This is a genomic window from Desulfofundulus thermobenzoicus (assembly GCF_009428905.1).
GTDB lineage: Bacteria > Bacillota > Desulfotomaculia > Desulfotomaculales > Desulfovirgulaceae > Desulfofundulus_A > Desulfofundulus_A thermobenzoicus.
In genome coordinates this window covers 1-16,049 of sequence record NZ_WHYR01000013.1, presented here as the reverse complement: position 1 = coordinate 16,049, position 16,049 = coordinate 1, and the positions used below count along the sequence as shown (strand labels likewise).

Sequence of the window (16,049 nt, the reverse complement as noted above, 5' to 3'; positions counted from 1 at the left end):
TTTCCTGCTTACTACGACGCTGTCTTTGGTGTAAATGCCAAAAGGCCCCCCGCTGGAAAGGGGGCCTTTCTGCATCGGGATGTGCTGTGTTGAAAGCTAGAGCAGGGCTTCGGCTTTTTCTACTTTGAACAATACCTCGTCGTCTCTGGCAGTGGCTTTACCGGTTAAACGATAACCGACTTTGCCGGATACCGCCGCCACCTGCATCAGGCCTGTTTCAGACAGGTTCTGGCGGGTTTTGACCATCTTGTATACGCCGAAGACCAGCGTATCGTCTTCCCGGACGTCCTTTGCCTGACCGACTACAATCAGGTGGGGTTGTCCATCTTTGGAAATGGTGTTCAATGCCAGGAAAGGCGATTCGGCAATGACCTTTTTGATTTCCGGGGTCAAAACCGCACCACAACCAGCTTCGCAACCACAGCCCATTTTTTATCACCTCCCCGTAAAGTAAGCTTGTTTCCAGTTTAACGCCCGGCGGGGGAGGGGGCTGTAAAAGATTTTACATTTGGCACCTTTTGTGACAGTTTCTTTGAAGCCGGTTAAAAGCAACGGTCCCTCAAGACGTAGTATTTTTCTTCCCGGCAAAGATAGTTGCTGGTGATCAATTCTTTCAGCGCCTGAGCCACCATTACCCGGGAAGCTCCCACCATGGAGGCTATTTCCTGCTGGGTAAGATGGAACCTGATCCGTGTGCCTTCCGGGCATACTTCTCCATGTTCCCGGGCCAGCCGCACCAGTAAGCTTAATACCTTCTCCCGGGTGGTCAGGGTATTCAGTTCGGTCATCTGTTCCCAGGTGGCATAAAGCCTGCTCCCCAGGCTGGCGATAACCTGCCAGGCCAGATCCGGCGTCTTTTTAATTATTTCCTCCAACAGCCGGCGGTTGATGTGGCAGATCTTGGCGTCTTCAAGGGCTATGGCGGTTGCCGGATGGCATTGTTCCTGGAAAAGGGCGGCTTCACCGATGATTTCACCCTGGCTGGCGATTTGTAAGATCACTTCCTGGCCTTCCTCGGTTAACCGGACCATTTTAAAGCTGCCTTCCTTGACCAGGTAAACCGCATCCACTTTATCCCCCTGATGGAATAATATTTCTCCCCGCCGCATGTAGCGCTTGGTAGCGGCCTGGCAGATGGGGTGAAATGATGACGGGGTTACACTGGCAAAAAGGGGGATATCTTTCAAACATATACAGTGCTTTAATGCCATTATTTACTCCCCCCAGTAATAATAAGTACCGGGCTGACTATTAAACTATATCACACTTTTTTCTAGCGACAATGTAAAAAATTTAACAGACAAAAGATTACGCCTATCCTGTGCAGTATGGGAAGTCACCGGAAAACCGGGAGGGTGGGCCTTTTGCCGTTTTTCGCATTGTTTACGTGGACTGGTCGATACGCTTATAGCCCCGCATATCCCCCAGTCGGCCATAATTATTGAGATACCCCAAAACCCGCCGAATAATTGATGCCCTGGGCCAGCTTACCGTCAACTGGGTAAAGAAACGAGTTGGGCTTCGACAGACCAATGGTCACTCAAAGCGCAGGGCTTCAATGGGGTCGGCGTTGGCGGCTTTCCGGGCCGGGTAATAGCCGAAGAAGATTCCCACCAGGGCGGCAAAGCCCATCGCCAGCAGGATCGCCATGGGGTTGAGGATCGTTGGCCATTTGGCCAGCATGGCCACAACCCTGCTGCCTAGAACACCCCCGGCGACACCAATCAAGCCACCCACCAGGCTCAAGATCATGGCTTCCACGAGAAACTGGGTGAGGATGGCGCCCCGGGTGGCTCCCACGGCCATGCGAATGCCGATCTCCCTGGTGCGCTCGGTTACTGATACCAGCATGATATTCATGATGCCGATGCCGCCGACCAGGAGGGAAACGGCGGCTATACCGGCCAGCAAGAGGGTCATACTACCGGTGGTCGCGGCCACGGTATCCAGGATAGCGGTCATATCCTGGATACGAAAATCGTCATCCTGGTTGGCCCCCAGGTGATGGCGCTGCCGCAGGAGGGAGGTAATCTCCTCCTGGACTGCAGTCAGGCTGGTGGTGTCCTGGGCCTGGACATTAATCATCCGCACGCTGTTTGGTACGACGCCATGACCTAAAAAGCGCCGCTGGGCGGTCGTGATTGGAATATAGATTATGTCGTCCTGGTCCATACCGCCGAAGCCGCCTCCCTGGGACGGCAGGACGCCAATGACCGTGAACTGCAAATTATTTAAAATAATGGAAGCGCCTATGGGGTTAAAACCGGAGGGGAAAAGATTGGCCACCACCGTTGGTCCAAGTACGGCCACCAGGGCGGCACGGTCAACGTCGTCATTAGAAAAGAAAGCCCCGGCAGTCATCTGCCAACCTTTGATAGCTTGCATCCCTGCCGTGGTGCCGTTAACGGTGGTGGTCCAGGTCCTGCTGCCGAAAGAAGCGGTAACCTGACGACTGGCTTCGGGAGCCACGTTCTGCACCAGGGGAAGCTCGCCGATAGCCCTGGCGTCATCCAGGGTCAGGGTATTGGCCTCACCGCCGGCACCCCGGACGGCCCCGAAAGAAGCCGCCGGTCTCACCTGGAGAAGGTTGGAGCCCATACTGGCTATCCTGCTTGTTACCTGGGCCGAGGCCCCCTGGCCGATGCTGATCATGATGATCACGGCAGCCACGCCAATGATAATACCCAGCATGGTTAAAATAGAACGCATTTTGTTGGTCAGCAGGCTTCGCCAGGCAACTGTAAGGGCGGCATAGAGGTTCAAGGGTTAATTCTCCTCCTTTGGTAATGCTGCCAGTTCCCGGTCGGCCAGGCGCGGCTTTTGCACGGGCCGATCTTCAATAATCTGGCCGTCACGGATCCGTACCAGCCGCTGGCAGTAAGCGGCAATGTCGGGTTCGTGAGTAACGATGACAATGGTTAGGCCTTTCTCCCGATGGAGCTGCTGGAGGAGGGACATGATCTCGATACTGGTGCGGGTATCCAGGGCTCCTGTCGGTTCATCGGCCAGGATGATGGAAGGCTCGTTGACCAGGGCCCGGGCGATGGCCACCCGCTGCTGCTGTCCGCCGGAAAGCTGGTTGGGCAGGTGTTCCTCCCGCCCCTTAAGACCGACCCTGGCCAGCATGGCCATGGCCTTCTGGATCATTACCGGTCGCGGGACCCCGGCGTAAATTAAGGGCAAGCACACATTTTCCCACGCCGGAGCATTGCTGAGGAGATTAAAGCTCTGGAAGATGAAACCGATCTCCCGGTTGCGCACCCGGGCCAGCTGATCTGGCGTCATACCAGTGACATCCTGGTTGGCGAAGAGGTACTGGCCGCTGGTGGGGCGATCCAGGCAGCCGAGGATGTGCATCAACGTGGACTTGCCTGAACCGGAGGCCCCCATGATCGCCACCATTTCCCCCTCGATTATTGTCAAATTGATGCCCCGCAGGGCCCATACCTGGCTTGATCCCGGGGAGTAAACCCGCGTGACTCCTTTAAGCTGGATAACGGGGTGGGCCATCTTTATCTCCCCCTGAAAAACATGACTGGTTGTTGGGGTCCGCCGGTGCGGTTGCCGCCGCTGTTCGCCCGGCCCGTACTCCCCGTATTACCGGTACTGCTCGTATTCCCGGCGCTACCAGTGCCGACTACGACCTGTTCCCCTGCCGTCAAACCACTGACTACTTCGATATTGCGCTCGTCGCTGGCGCCGGTTACCACCTGGCGCTTTACCGGCTGCCCCCCTTCCAGCACCAGTATTACGGCCTGGTTTTCCCCGGACCGGGGAGTTCCGTTAGAAGGGATACCTGTCGCTGGCCCGACAGTTCCCTGGGCACTTCTACCACCCGGGTTGCCTCCACTGAAGGTCCTTCCTGACGAAGTTGCCCGGCCGCCGGCGGACTGGGCGGCCCGGGAGAGGTAGCCCTGGGCATAGGCGATGGCCGCCCGCGGGATGGTGATAACGTTATCTTTGCGGTTAATAATTATGGTCACACTGGCCGTTTCGCCGGCCTTTAGAGACGCGCCCCCGTCGCCTACGTTTACCAGCACGTCATAAAGCTGGATGTTGGAAACGGTTTGGGCCTGGGGTGCAATGGCAGCCACCTTGCCATTGAATGTGCGGTCGGACATGGCGTTGACCGTAAACTCCACGTCCTGCCCCACCTTGACCTTGTTGATGTCGGCTTCATTGACCTGCACCCGTAGCTGGAGCTCGGGGGAGATTAAAAAGATAAAACTATTAGAAGGATCGGTGGCGCTGGTATTACTGCCCACGCGCTGGCCCGCCTGCCCGTTGACGTTGGTGACAATACCATCCCACGGCGCCCGGATCTCCGTGGCTGCCAGGTTATTCCGGGCCAGTTCCAGTTGGGCCCGGGCCGCTTCTACCTGGGCCTGGGCGGCGGCTATATCCTCCGGCCGGCTGCCGTTTTTCAAGGCTTCCAGGGCTGCCCGGGCTTTTTTCAGGTTGCCTGCCGCCGTCGCTGCAGCCTTGCGGGCATTGTTCAGGTCGATTTCCGACAGGGCGCCGGCATCGTAAAGGGCCTGGTTGCGTTTTAAAGTATCCTGGGCATTGTCGTATTCCGCCTGGGCCTGCTCCACGCTCGCCTCGGCCTGGGTCACGTCGGTGGCCAGGGGCCCGGCTTGCAGGCTTTGCAGCCTGGCCAGGGCATTGTCCAGGTTCGCCTGGGCCTGCTTCACCTGAAGCTCCAGATCGGTTGCGTCCTGGAGGGCCAGGAGCTGGCCGGCTTTTACGCTCTGGCCTTCTTTGACATATATCGCCTTAATCGTTCCCGGATTTTTAAAACTGAGGCCGATGCTATGTAATGCTTCAATTTTCCCGGAGGCGCTCACAGCCTCCACAATGCTCCCTTTACTGGCAGCAACCGTCAGGTAATCTGGAGACTTCCGATGCCCGCGGGCCCACCAGTACCACCCGGCGGCGATAATCAAAAGTAGAAAAACCACCGCCGCCCATATTATTTTCTTGTTGCTGAAGAAGCCTCCTTTAGCCGCTCCCGTCACTGTCGCCATAACAAACCCTCTTTCTATAATTTTGAGCGGATCTCCTCTCCGGCTTTTGTTAAAAAATGGAGAATTCGAGCACGCCCTTATTTCCTCGTTTTTCAGGATATTGACTTTTCCCGTCCGGCACCAGGCCACTAACCATCCGGTTTACGACGGCGCCAGTGGCAGGGTAAAGCTGAAGGTGGAACCCGTTCCCTGCCGGCTGATTACGGCCACCTTCCCCCCGTGGTTTTCCACGATTTGTTTTACTATGGCCAGGCCCAGACCGGTCCCGCCCAGGGCGCGGGAGCGGGATTTTTCCACCCGATAAAAACGCTCCCAGATGAAAGGAAGCTCTTCCCCGGGAATGCCCGGGCCCTGGTCGCTGACGCTGATACTTACTTCGTTTTCATTGTAAGTGGCCTGCATTTTAATTACCCCGCCCGGCGGTGAAAAGCGGATGGCGTTTTCCAGGAGGTTGCTCAATACTTGTTCGATGCGCCCGGCATTTCCCGGTACCACGGGAACACCGGGGGTAATTTCCTGCTCCACCCGGATCTGTTTTTCGGCCAGTTGCGGTTTTAACTTGAATAAAACTCCGGCGAATAAATCGGGCACCTCGATGGGATTGAGCTCCCAATTGACTTTTCCAGCCTCCAGCCGGGCCAGATCCAGAAGTTCGTTAATTAACTGGTTTAAACGTAAACTTTCCCGGTGAATCATTTTTAAACACTCCTCCTGGGCCACCCTGTCCTCTTCCACTCCATCAAGGAGGGCCTCGCAGAATCCCTGGATGGAGGTGAGGGGAGTACGCAGTTCGTGGGAGACGTCGGCAATCAGGTCGCGGCGGAGTTGTTCTGTTTTTTTAAATTCGGTAATATCCTGGAGCACACCCACCGCACCGTAAATCCCCTTTTTCTCTTCCCAAAGGGGTGCAACCCTGGCCAGCAGAACGAGTTTCCCGCCGGTCATGGTCAATTCGCCCCATCGTTGTTCACCGGCAGCCATGGCATCCCGGAAAAGGGCGCCCAGGGACGGGCAATCTTTTATCTCCTCCAGGGACCGGTGAAGAACCTCATCCTGCTTCAGCTCCAGAACACGCTCGGCCCCGGGGTTGAGCAAAATCACCCGGCCCTGCCGGTCGGTGGCGATAACTCCTTCAGCCAGGTTCGCCAGGATACTTTCGTTCTTCGTTTTTTCTTTGAGCAGGGTGTTTACCGTTTGCTCCAGCTTAATGGCCAGATGGTTAAAATTTTCGGCCAGCTGGCCGATTTCGTCCCGGGAGGTTATGGGCACCTGCTGGTGGAAGTTGCCCCGGGCCATCTCCAGGGTAAGGGCGCTCATATGCCGGATGGGCCGGGATATGGAGCGGGAGAGGAGATACCCCGGAATGAGCGCCAGAAAAATAGCCACCCCGGCTGCATACAGGATTAACCGGCGCACGGCTGTGATGGTTTCCCGGGTGTCGGCCACGGGGGTAAAAAGCAAAATGGCGCCGCCAACCTGTTCCCCTACCGAAAAAGGTACTGCCGCCGCCAGAATGGTCTCGTTCAGCCGGGGGTTGTGCCTTCGCCAGGTAATCACTTTCCCCTGCAGTAGACCCTGGCTTTCTGCCGGCTCCAGGCGCAGACCGGGGTAGGGGGAAGAGCCCTCATTGCTGGCCAGGTTCAATCCTTCCCGGTCAATGACGATAATACGGGTTTTACTACGGGAACGTAAAGTTCTTAATATTAAATCAACTGCCTCCTGGTTTTGCGGCTCTTTTGGCGAAGCGCTTAGCAGGCCGGCAATTTCCTGGCCCTGGCTGACCAGTTCTTTTTCCTTGCTGGTGTAATAAAAGCTGTTGAAAAGGGCGGAGAGAACCAGGCTGATTACCACCAGGGTAAGGAATATTATACCGGTGTAGGAAAGGAAAAGCCTCCCAAATAAACTTTTGCCCATTCATTCCGCCACCTCGAAACGGTAGCCCTTCCCCCAGACGGTGACGATAAAGTTTTTAGCACCGTTATTTTTAAGTTTTTCGCGCAGACGCTTTATATGGGTATCCACCGTTCGGGGATCGCCGGGATAGGCATAACCCCACACATATTCCAGCAATTGTTCGCGCGAGTAAACACGCCTGGGGTGGGAGGCTAAAAACCACAACAGCTCAAATTCTTTCGGGGTAAGTTGGATTTCCCGGCCATCCACTTCCACCCGGCTGGCGGAATGGTCGATCAGCAGGCCCGGGAAGCTCAGGAGTGCATTCTGCTCGCCGGCCTGCTTCGTCCGGCGCAGCACGGCCTTGACCCTGGCCACCATTTCCCGGGGGGAAAAGGGCTTGGTAATATAATCGTCGGCGCCCATTTCCAGTCCCAGAACCCGGTCGAATTCCTCACCCCTGGCGGTGAGCATAATAATGGGAACGGATGTGGTTTTTCTGATTTCCTTGCAGACGGTCCAGCCGTCCAGTTTGGGAAGCATGAGATCCAGCAGGATCAGGTCGGGGGTGAAAGAGCGTGCCATGACCAGGGCCTTTTCACCATCTTCGGCCGTTTCCACCTGAAAACCTTCTTTTTTTAGATACATGCTCACCAGATCCCGCACCGGTTCTTCGTCTTCCACCACCAGAATGGTTTCCACCTTTGTCGCGCACCTTTCCGGCAAAATTTGTCTTTTCCCTGCTCGTGAGTTTTAATAAATTATACCAGTTATTTGTTACAACTTTGTGAACAAGTTTGGACAAGTTTACGAAAAAGGCCAGCTAATCGCTGGCCTTTTTAAAACGTATTTTTCCCCGGTGGCACCAGAACCAGTTTCGGAACATGTCCCTTATATATATATACATACCATCCCGGGAAGCCCGGGATAGAATATAACTGCAACATTTTTTCCGGTTTCTTGTATATGCCCGGTGGGGGGAAGGCGGTGTTACACCTTCACATTGGCCTTAATCCATTCGGCAATTGTTTCCAGGGGCGTGCCGGGGGTAAACAGTTCCTTCACCCAGCCGCCTTCCTTCAATGCCCGGATGTCGTCCTCCGGGATGGTGCCCCCGCCGATGACCAGGATATCGTCGGCGCCGTTTTCTTTAAGCAGTTGGGCCACCCGGGGGAAGAGGGTCATGTGGGCGCCGGAAAGGAGGCTCAAACCAACCACGTCCACGTCCTCCTGAATGGCCGCTTCCACGATTTGCTCCGGGGTCTGGTGCAGCCCGGTGTAGATTACTTCCATGCCCGCGTCCCGCAGCCCCCGGGCAATAACCCGGGCGCCCCGGTCGTGGCCGTCCAGGCCCGGCTTGGCCACCAGCACTCTGATTTTTCTGGCCATGTATCTTCCCTTCCTTTTGAAAAAATCCATAACGGTTTCTTCTTTATTTTGGCGATGGGGTTCATTATGTGTATAAAGAGGTGCGCGTAAAACCTGGCAGGAAATAAGTTAACGAACCGGGTACATTAACTTATAGACAGTGGTTCTAAACATTAATCACCGGGAATGTTAAAACGTAGGCTTCTCCCTGTACTCGCCGAAGACCTCCCGCATAACCTGAATCATTTCCCCTTCGGTGGCGTAGGCCCGCACGCATTCCAGGATGTACGGAATGACGTTTTCCGTGCCCTGGCAGGCCTTGCGCAGTGCCTCCAGGGTCTCCTGCACCCGGATGTTGTCCCGTTCCCGGCGCAGCTTCTGTACCCGGGCCACCTGCTCCTTTTCTACTTCCGGGTCGATCTTTAATATTTCTATTTCCAGCTGTTCGTCGGGGTTCACAAATTCATTTACCCCCACCAGAATACGCTGCTTGCTGTCCAGTGCCCGCTGGTAGTAGTAGGCCGCATCGGCAATCTCCTGCTGGAAAAAGTTTTGATCGATACAGGCCAGCACCCCGCCCCGTTTTTCAATTTCCGCAAAGTATTTTTCCGCCTCTTCTTCCATTTTGTTGGTCAGGGCTTCCACATAGTAGGAGCCGGCCAGAGGATCGATGACATTGGCCACCCCCGTTTCATAGGCCAGGATCTGCTGGGTGCGCAGGGCAATCTGCACCGCCTTTTCCGTGGGCAGGGCCAGCACCTCGTCCATGGAGTTGGTGTGCAGCGACTGGGTACCCCCCAGCACGGCGGCCAGGGCTTCATAGGCCGTGCGGACAATGTTGTTTTCCGGCTGCTGGGCGGTCAGGCTGCAGCCGGCCGTCTGGGTGTGGAAGCGCAGCAGCCAGGAACGGGGGTTTTTGGCCCCGTACTTTTCCTTCATGTGCCGGGCCCAGATGCGCCGGGCGGCCCGGTACTTGGCAATTTCTTCGAAGAAATCGATGTGGGCGTTGAAGAAGAAGGAGAGCCGGGGGGCGAATTCATCCACGTCCAGCCCAGCCTTGATCCCCGCTTCCACGTAGGCGAAACCGTCGGCCAGGGTGAAGGCCAGTTCCTGCACGGCAGTGGAGCCGGCCTCCCGGATGTGGTAGCCGCTGATGCTCACCGTATTCCATTTGGGTACGTGCCGGCTGGCATAGGCAAAAATGTCGGTGATCAGGCGCATGGAGGGCTCCGGCGGGAAGATCCAGGACTTCTGGGCGATGTATTCCTTCAAAATATCGTTTTGAATGGTGCCGGTCAGTTGTTCCTGGCGCACCCCCTGTTTTTCCCCCGTGACCAGGTACATGCACCAGATGATGGAAGCCGGGGCGTTGATGGTCATGGACGTGCTCACCTTATCCAGGGGAATGCCGTCAAACAGGGTCTCCATGTCCTGCAGGGAGTCGATGGCCACCCCCACCCGGCCCACTTCCCCCAGGGAGCGGGGATGATCGCTGTCGTAACCCATGATGGTGGGCATGTCAAAGGCCACGGAGAGGCCCGTCTGCCCCTTTTCCAGCAGGTATTTATAGCGCCGGTTGGATTCCCTGGCGGTGGCAAAACCGGCAAACTGGCGCATGGTCCACAGCCGTCCCCGGTACATGTTGCCCTGCACGCCCCGGGTATAGGGGTAGTGTCCGGGATAGCCCAGATCCCGCATATAATCAAAACCTTCCATGTCCATGGGGGTGTACAGGTCCTTGACTTCCATGCCGGATACGGTTTCAAACCGGCAGTCCCGGTCCTTCATGCGGGAACGGGTTTTCTGCCACCGGTCAAATCCTTCCCGGATTTCTTTGAGTTGATCACTCATCGGTTCACTCTCCCTTCCAGGATTGTTTAATGATTTCCCGCCGTCAATACTCGATGCCTTCCCGGGCTTCCACCCCGTGGTAATAGGGGTGATCGATCAGGTTCATTTCCGTGACTATATCAGCGGCCCGGATAATGGCCGGATGGGCGTAGCGGCCGGTGAGCACCAGTTCCACGTGGGCGGGTTTGGTGTGAATCAAGTCCAGTACATCCTCCAGGGGGATCAGTTTAAAATCCACGGCCACATTGATCTCGTCCAGGATAACCAGGTCGTAGTTTCCTTCCCGGATGACCCTGCGGGCGAGTTCCAATCCTTCCCTGGCCAGGCGCATATCCTCGGGGGATGGATTATCCTTATCCACAAATGTTTCCAGGCCCGATTGCACGATAACCAGATCGGGCAGGTATTTTTCTGCCGCCTGTACTTCACCGTATTCCTTGCTGCCCTTCATAAACTGGAGCATAAACACCCGGCATCCATGGCCGATGGCCCTTAAGGCCAAACCCAGGGCGGCGGTGGTCTTACCTTTGCCGTTACCGGTGTATACATGAACGTACCCCTTTTGCAGCCGCCGGTGAGCCATTGCAAAACCTCCTTTGGAGTATGTTGCGAAGGGACCCGGGTAACAGTCGCCCCTCCAGTGCTCCGAAGTCGAAAAAACAGCTGCATTATCATCTTCCGGGACAACCATCTTACGCGGCATCCCCGTACCATCCCCTGTTGCGACAGATTAGCAATTCTCTTACTGTTTGAGCAGTTGTTTGGCAATCACCAGCCGCTGGATCTGGTTGGTGCCTTCATATATCTGGGTAATTTTGGCGTCCCGCATGTATCGTTCCACCGGGTACTCCTTGCAATAGCCGTAACCACCCAGTATTTGCACGGCGTCGGTGGTTACCTGCATGGCCGTGTCGGTGGCGTACAGCTTGGCCATGGATGCCTCTTTGGTATAGGGCAGGCCCATGTCCTTTAACCGGGCGGCCCGGTAGACCAGCAGGCGGGCAGCGTCGATCCTGGTGGCCATGTCGGCCAGCATGAACTGGATGGCCTGAAATTCGGCAATGGGACGGCCGAATTGCACCCTTTGTTTGGCGTAGGAAAGGGCCACGTCAAAGGCGGCCTGGGCGATGCCCAGGGCCTGGGCGCCGATGCCGATGCGCCCGCCGTCCAGCAGGGCCATGGCCACCTTGAAACCTTCTCCTTCCACCCCCAGCAGGTTTTCTTTGGGCACCCGGGCATTTTCAAAGATCAGTTCAGTGGTGGGGTCACCGTGCAGGCCCATCTTTTCCTCTATTTTCCCTATGGAAAAGCCCGGAGTGTCCCGGTCCACCAAAAGGCAGGTGATGCCTTTGTACCCTTTGCCCGGGGCGGTGCGCACAAAGGTGACGTAAACGTCGGCGTGGCCGCCGCTGGTAATGAACATTTTGCTGCCGTTGACGATGTAATAATCCCCCGCCAGACGGGCGCTGGTGGACAGGTTGGCCGGGTCGGAGCCGGCGTTGGCTTCCGTCAGGGCAAAGGCACCCAGCCATTGTCCGCCGGCCAGTTTGGGCAGGTAACGCCTTTTCTGCTCCTCGGTCCCAAAATAAAGGATGGAAAAACAACCCAAGGAGGTGTGTACGGCCAGAATCACCCCCGTGGAGGCGCAGGCCCGGGAGACTTCTTCAATGGTAATGATGTAGGATAAAAAGTCGCAGCCGGCGCCGCCCCATTCCTCGGGTACGGGTACCCCCATCAGGCCCAGTTCGGCCAGCTTTTCAATGTTTTCCCGGGGAAAGCGGTGGGTGCGGTCGATCTCCGCCGCCCGGGGGGCGATTTCATTCTGGGCCAGTTTACGCACCATATCCCGCAGCATGATTTGTTCTTCCGTCAGCTGGTAGGGCACATCATTCATCTCCTTTAGACAGTTCAGCGTTTCAACAACCCGTTACGGGCTTAATGCCGTACCATTATATTTTCATTCAACCCGCACCATAATGGCGTCCCCCTGGGCGGCGCCGCTGCAGATGGCCGCCACGCCAGTGCCGCCGCCCCGGCGCCTGAGCTCGTAGACCAGGGTCATCAGGATGCGGGCGCCGGAAGCGCCGATGGGGTGGCCAAAGGCCACGGCACCGCCGTTGACGTTGACCTTTTCCGGATCCCAACCCACAATTTTCTGGCTGACCAGCACCACGGCGGCAAAGGCCTCGTTTACCTCCAGCAGGTCTATCTGGTCGATGGTCATGTTCATTTTGGCCAGCAGTTTGTTAATGGACAGGCCGGGTACAGTGGCAATATATTTGGCATCCTGGGATACCGAGGCATGGCCCAGGATGGTGGCCAGGGGTTTTATGCCCATTTCCCGGGCTTTGTCCAAAGACATGAGCACCAGCGCCCCGGCACCGTCGTTTACCCCGGGGGCGTTACCGGCTGTGACGGTGTTTTCCGGGTCGAAAACCGGGGGCAGCCGGCGCAATGCCTCCAGGCTGGTATCCCGCCGGGGGCCTTCATCCCGGTCCACCACTACCGGCTCGCCCTTTTTCTGGGGGATGGATACGGGTACCACCTCGTCCTGCAGCCGGCCCCCGTCCAGGGCGGCTATGGCCCGCCGGTGGCTGCGCAATGCCCATTCATCCTGCTCTTCCCGGGATACGCCGTATTCCCTGGCCACTTCACCGCCGTGGATACCCATGTGCCGGTTGTAGAAAGCGCACCACAGGCCGTCGTGTACCATCAGGTCAATCAGTCTGGTATCACCCATGCGCAGCCCCCACCGTACCCGGGCGAAGAAGGGGGCGTTGCTCATGCTTTCCATGCCCCCGGCCACAATAATGCTCGCATCCCCGGCCCGGATGATCTGATCCCCCAGGGTTACTGCCCGCAGGCCCGAGGCACAGACCTTGTTGATGGTTTCCGAGGGTACTTCCCAGGGCAAACCGGCCAGGCGGGTGGCCTGCCGGGAGGGGATCTGCCCGGCGCCGCCCTGCAAAACCATGCCCATAATCACATTATCCACCTGTTGGCCCTCAATGCCCGCCCGGGACAGGGCCTCTCTGATCACCACACCGCCCAGCTGGGGGGCGGTAAGGGGGGCCAAACACCCGCCCAGTTTGCCGAAAGGGGTTCTGGCGGCGCTGACAATCACCGTCTGGCGCAAAACTATCTTCCTCCCCTTAAAAAGGTCGTTGTTCGTTGAATTTAAATATTCTGGCAATAATTCACACCATACTATCATGCAAAATTAATACCAAAAGCGAGGCAAGAAAGGGCCCGGCGGGCTATTGTCGCAAAGTTGCGCCAAGACAGACTTTTTGCAGAATGACAATTTGTAACCCGGCGTAACAGCAGGGATTTGTGGGAAATGGGGTGGGAGAGGCAGTGTGTTTATCTCTAGAAGATATAAACAGTCTACGATGATAGACAGTAGTTTAAGGATACATAATGGATGTCGGTTAAAAATGTTTGTAATCTTTTTGCCATTTCATCCATCCCTGCCTTACCTCCATGCCCCCACTTCATGAATCCGGCTGCCGGCCGGGGATGCTCCTACCGCTTATGTCCGGTATTAACAGAACCACACCCTCTCAGGCATGGTGAATTTACGGCTGTTACGGTTGCCCGCCGGTCCCGGGGGCGGGGGGCAGTTTGCGGCCCCAGGCCAGCCACAGGGCCAGGCCCAGGCCGAAAAAAACGGTGGAGAACAAACCCCAGGCAATTACTTCGGATAAGGGTCTGTCCCGGCGGCGGGCATCAAAAGCCACCCAAAGACCGTTGCCCACCATCAGGGTCAGCAGTATCCCGTTGATAATTTGAGCTGCTTGTGGACTGAACAATGTCAAGGGCAAAACCTCCCGGCCGGTTTAAAATACATCCCATGACACTTTGTAGCTGTTCAACAAAACCACTACTATCAGCAGGGTGCTTCCTTTATACGGAGTGGGTAGATGTGCTGTCGGATGATCACTGCGCAGTGAGTGGGGATAAGTTTGACAATTATTCTGCCTTGACGTTAATTGGTGATATGAAGTGGTCCTGCTAAACCACGTCCCAGCGGGGGCAGCGGCCGCCCCAGCGGCCGATTACCCGGTCGCCCTCATAGATTTCGGCTATTTCGCAGGCATTGGGGCAACCATCGCATTCAAAACTGCGGGTGTGGTAGGAGAGGCCGGCAATGGCGAACCCTTTAAAACCGGTTCGGCCGGTCTGGGATACCTCCTCGGCGGCCAATTTCGCCGCGCCGATGGCCCCCATTATCTTATGATGTTCCGGCACCAGCACCGGCATTCCCAGCGCCCGTTCGAAGGCGGCTTTAATGCCCACATTGGCCGCCACTCCACCCTGAAAAACCACCGGCGGCAGAATCTCCTTGCCCTTGCCCACGTTGTTCAAATAGTTGCGCACCAGTGCTTCGCACAGGCCATTGATGATATCCGGCAGGGGGTGGCCCATCTGCTGTTTGTGGATCATATCCGATTCGGCAAAAACGGTGCACCGGCCGGCAATGCGCACCGGATGGGTCGATTGCAGGGCCAGTTCCCCGAAGCGGGTGATGGGAATGTTCAGCCTGGCCGCCTGCTGATCCAGAAAGGAACCGGTACCGGCGGCGCATACGGTATTCATGGCGAAGTCCGTCACCACCCCGTGGCGCAGGATAATTATTTTCGAGTCCTGACCGCCGATTTCCAGAATGGTTTGTACATCCGGCACCAGCATGGAAGCGGCCACGGCGTGGGCGGTGATTTCATTTTTGATTACGTCCGCCCCCGCCATTACTCCGGCCAGATAGCGACCGCTGCCGGTGGTGCCCACGCCGGCTATTTCCACGTCTTTGGGCAGGGAGGCGGCTGCTTCCCTCAATCCCGCCTGGATGGCTTCAATGGGGCGGCCCATGGTGCGCAAGTAAAGGCCGGTAAGGACTGCTCCGGCCTCGCTTAAAATGACGATATTGGTACTGACGGATCCCACATCTATTCCCAGGTAAGCTTTCATCGTTAGTTCCCTTCCTGTTGCAGATGCTGATCAATTGCTGAGCGGCACCAAACCGTCAACAGGGAAGTGCAGCTCCGTCCGGACGGAATTTCCCCGCCCGCCGTAACATCCTTTGCCGTCTCATAAGGTCCACAAAAGCTTCCAGCCGGGTGGTCATGCCGGCTTTACCCGTTTGTTCGTCCAGGAAAAAGGTGAGCACCGGTATGCCGTGTTCCCGGCTGACCTGCGGCAATATGGTGCGGGCTACAATTTCCGGTATGCAGGTGAAGGGGGCCAGTTGAATAACCCCATCAAAACCCCGCTTGGCGTAGAGCACCGTATTGCCGATGGAATCCCTGCCGTGACCGCCTAAAAGTTCCGGCAGGTAGGGCAGGGCGGCCTCCCGGATGGTCAGGCCTTCGGTGGTTTCGGCCCAGGTATTGTCCCTGGTCCAGCCGGTTAAAAACATGGACCTTTCCACTTCCACGCCCAGATTGCCCAGGGTTTCCTCAATTTCCAGGTTGCTGGCCGGCTCCAGCAGAACATATATTTCGCCCACAATGCCCACCCTCAGGACATCCCGGGTGGGGTCCTGCGGCACTTTCTGTAATGCTTTTAAAGCGGCCCTTTCCGCCTCTTCAATTTCCCGCAGGGTGTAAGCCCGGTCAATCCACTCCAGTACCCGGCCATAGGTGCGGGTGGTGGTTCCCCGGGTGATCTCCCGGGGGCGCACCACATGGGTCAGCTTTTCCAGGTTATCCAGCGCCTGCAGCTTGCGCCAGGCCCGCCGGATACACTCGTATATGGACCGGTAGGACAGGCGGTTGGGGTTTAAACGCTGGATATTATATAAAAAATCCAGGGGGTAGAGTCGGGGCGGTTCAAATACAATTATATCCACCCCATAGCCCAGTGAGTGTAAAATTTTTTTGTGTAGCTGGGCGTAATGCCCCGCCCGGCAGGGAC

At 56.7% G+C, this 16,049-nt stretch carries 15 protein-coding genes; all 15 read right to left on the bottom strand.

From position 1 onward, the window contains the following. Window positions 1–96 precede the first annotated feature (96 nt). Window positions 97–429: a pyridoxamine 5'-phosphate oxidase family protein gene (locus tag GFC01_RS06350; RefSeq protein ID WP_152945806.1), complete on the bottom strand. Its 333-nt coding sequence runs from the start codon at window positions 427–429 to the stop codon at window positions 97–99. A 113-nt stretch (window positions 430–542) separates the two neighbouring features. Then, entirely contained in the window at window positions 543–1,211 is a 669-nt protein-coding gene (locus GFC01_RS06345) for a Crp/Fnr family transcriptional regulator (protein ID WP_152945805.1), read from the bottom strand. 325 nt (window positions 1,212–1,536) lie between these two features. Continuing rightward, window positions 1,537–2,763, bottom strand: coding sequence for an ABC transporter permease (locus tag GFC01_RS06340; RefSeq protein ID WP_152945804.1), 1,227 nt, complete (start codon window positions 2,761–2,763; stop codon window positions 1,537–1,539). 3 nt (window positions 2,764–2,766) lie between these two features. After that, window positions 2,767–3,510, bottom strand: a complete 744-nt coding sequence (locus tag GFC01_RS06335) for an ABC transporter ATP-binding protein (protein ID WP_152945803.1) — start codon at window positions 3,508–3,510, stop codon at window positions 2,767–2,769. A 2-nt stretch (window positions 3,511–3,512) separates the two neighbouring features. Continuing rightward, window positions 3,513–5,024 carry an HlyD family secretion protein gene (locus tag GFC01_RS06330; RefSeq protein ID WP_152945802.1) on the bottom strand — a complete coding sequence of 504 codons (1,512 nt, stop codon included), beginning with the start codon at window positions 5,022–5,024 and terminating at the stop codon, window positions 3,513–3,515. Window positions 5,025–5,165: 141 nt separating this feature from the next. Then, window positions 5,166–6,938: an ATP-binding protein gene (locus tag GFC01_RS06325; RefSeq protein WP_152945801.1), complete on the bottom strand. Its 1,773-nt coding sequence runs from the start codon at window positions 6,936–6,938 to the stop codon at window positions 5,166–5,168. Then, window positions 6,939–7,643, bottom strand: coding sequence for a response regulator transcription factor (locus GFC01_RS06320; protein ID WP_279233435.1), 705 nt, complete (start codon window positions 7,641–7,643; stop codon window positions 6,939–6,941). 264 nt (window positions 7,644–7,907) lie between these two features. Then, complete coding sequence (gene icmB, locus GFC01_RS06315) at window positions 7,908–8,306, bottom strand: coenzyme B12-dependent isobutyryl CoA mutase small subunit (protein WP_152945800.1); 399 nt, start codon at window positions 8,304–8,306, stop codon at window positions 7,908–7,910. Window positions 8,307–8,474: 168 nt separating this feature from the next. Next, complete coding sequence (locus GFC01_RS06310; RefSeq protein WP_152945799.1) at window positions 8,475–10,136, bottom strand: acyl-CoA mutase large subunit family protein; 1,662 nt, start codon at window positions 10,134–10,136, stop codon at window positions 8,475–8,477. 43 nt (window positions 10,137–10,179) lie between these two features. Further along, on the bottom strand, window positions 10,180–10,719 hold the full coding sequence (gene cobO / locus GFC01_RS06305) for a cob(I)yrinic acid a,c-diamide adenosyltransferase (RefSeq protein WP_152945798.1): 540 nt from the start codon (window positions 10,717–10,719) through the stop codon (window positions 10,180–10,182). Window positions 10,720–10,878: 159 nt separating this feature from the next. Continuing rightward, the gene (locus GFC01_RS06300; protein ID WP_341473789.1) at window positions 10,879–12,021 is read right to left on the bottom strand and encodes an acyl-CoA dehydrogenase; all 1,143 of its coding nucleotides are present in this window, start codon (window positions 12,019–12,021) and stop codon (window positions 10,879–10,881) included. 72 nt (window positions 12,022–12,093) lie between these two features. Beyond that, a complete protein-coding gene (locus tag GFC01_RS06295) occupies window positions 12,094–13,272 on the bottom strand; it encodes an acetyl-CoA C-acetyltransferase (protein WP_152945796.1) in 1,179 nt (392 codons plus the stop codon). 451 nt (window positions 13,273–13,723) lie between these two features. Further along, window positions 13,724–13,948: a hypothetical protein gene (locus tag GFC01_RS06290; protein WP_152945795.1), complete on the bottom strand. Its 225-nt coding sequence runs from the start codon at window positions 13,946–13,948 to the stop codon at window positions 13,724–13,726. A 202-nt stretch (window positions 13,949–14,150) separates the two neighbouring features. Beyond that, window positions 14,151–15,104, bottom strand: a complete 954-nt coding sequence (locus GFC01_RS06285) for an acyl-CoA dehydratase activase (protein WP_152945794.1) — start codon at window positions 15,102–15,104, stop codon at window positions 14,151–14,153. Window positions 15,105–15,159: 55 nt separating this feature from the next. Next, window positions 15,160–16,049, bottom strand: an 890-nt coding sequence (locus GFC01_RS18740) for a CoA protein activase (RefSeq protein WP_194174843.1), incomplete at its 5' end; no start/stop codon positions are given.